At 47.0% G+C, this 1,622-nt stretch carries 2 protein-coding genes; one reads left to right on the forward strand and one right to left on the reverse strand.

All coding sequences use genetic code 11. From position 1 onward, the window contains the following. Nucleotides 1-265: hypothetical protein (locus FFR48_RS29840; RefSeq protein ID WP_236104223.1), on the forward strand; the 265-nt coding region annotated here is incomplete at its 5' end. Here the strand turns inward: FFR48_RS29840 and FFR48_RS27740 are convergent. Then, on the reverse strand, nucleotides 242-1,387 hold the full coding sequence (locus FFR48_RS27740; protein ID WP_137669561.1) for a SpoIID/LytB domain-containing protein: 1,146 nt from the start codon (nucleotides 1,385-1,387) through the stop codon (nucleotides 242-244). The genes FFR48_RS29840 and FFR48_RS27740 overlap by 24 nt on opposite strands. Nucleotides 1,388-1,622: the final 235 nt, after the last annotated feature.

The following is a 1,622-nucleotide window of genomic DNA, read 5'->3' on the forward strand; positions in this document are numbered from 1 at the left end:
TGATGGTCTGAGAGACATGTACGTCAAGTGCACTATCGCTCTGGATCTACTTGCAGACGGGCTCCAGATTAAGTTAACACGCCTATTATCTCTGATCCTACACCGCTCGCCGTCCCACGTTACCACCTCCGCCATGCGCCACACCCCCTCCCCCAACCCCCCGCCCCCAGTCCCCAGTCCCCAGTCCCCAGTCCCCAGTCCCCAGTCCCCAGTCCCCAGTCACCAGTCACCAGTCACCAGTCTACTTAGCTTGAATAGGAGTTAAAGCTACACCTTTGTAATAATGTCCTAAAATTTGCAGGTGGTTTGCTCCCTGTTTAGCTAGGTTGTATGCTCCCCATTGACTCATACCTAAACCATGTCCAAAACCTAATCCTTGGAGGGTGAAGTTACCATTTGCGTCTTTGTTGAGGGTGAAACGGGTACTTCTCAGTTTTAGTGCGGTGCGGACTGCTTCACCTTTGAGGACTTTTGTACCTTGATCTCCCACAATTCTTAAAGTTTTAACGCTGCGGAAAGGAGACAGAGATTCAATCATCATATCTCTGACGTTACCGACTCCAGAAATGCGAGAGCTAATTTCTTCTGGGGTGAAGGTTCTGCTCCAGTTGCATTCTTTGATGTTTTGATCGAAGTCTTGGACAGCGCGTAAATAAGGAAGGGGGTTTCCCCAAACGTCTTCTACGTTTTCGGTGTGTCCACCAGAACAGGCATGAAATACTGAAAGAATAATGCGGTTGTCGTAGGTGAGGACTTGACCGGCTGTACTATCTACTGCTGCGTAGGTGTTGCGAGATTCGCTGCTGACACCTTTGTAAATTTGCCAGCGGTCGGGGGTATCTCCTAAGTCAAAAATGGGGTTGTTGCGTTGTTGTTCTCGTTTGTAGAGGGCATAGGTACGGGCAGCGATCGCTTGGGCTTTTAAAGCTTCTTGCGGCCAGCTAGAGTTCATTTCTCCACCGATGACGCTGTAGAGATATTCTTCTAAGTCTACCCAGTTAACAGCGGTTAAGCCGTTTTCGGTGGGGATAACCAAAGTTCTACCGCGAAACCAGCGATCGCCTATATAAACAAATCCTTTATCTGTAGGTTCAATCCAAAATAAACCAGATTGCCATTTATCTAAGGCTACTCCTCCGGGAACTGCTTGGGCTGCATAAGCACTCATTCCTGGTAGTTGTCCCAGGGTACGGCCAGAACTATCTTTAACTATTGCTGTCGTGGAAGCACCAACTTTAACTTGATTTACTCCCTTTTCAATGGCTACGCGCAGGATCACAGATGCTTGAGCAGGAGCGACTAAAACAAACCATAACAGGATACCTATCCACCAATGTTTTCCTTGAATTTGGGAAAATAAAGCGCCTAAATAAAGTTGGATTTTCATGCTGACCGTTGAATCACAAGCCTCTACCAGTTTAAAAGATATTTTTCCTTGTGAGAAAGTTGCGACTTCAACTTGAGGAGATCAAGGAGTCGTAGGGGCGAAGCATTCGGAAAATAACCTGTGATAAAAATTGATAATTTATCCCCCTTCGCCCTTACAGGAGATCAAGGAGTCAGGAGTCAGGGAGAAATTATTTGTATTTTCCCAGTCACCAGTCACCAGTCACCAGTCACCA

This window comes from Sphaerospermopsis reniformis, assembly GCF_005402885.1.
GTDB classification, from domain to species: domain Bacteria; phylum Cyanobacteriota; class Cyanobacteriia; order Cyanobacteriales; family Nostocaceae; genus Sphaerospermopsis; species Sphaerospermopsis kisseleviana.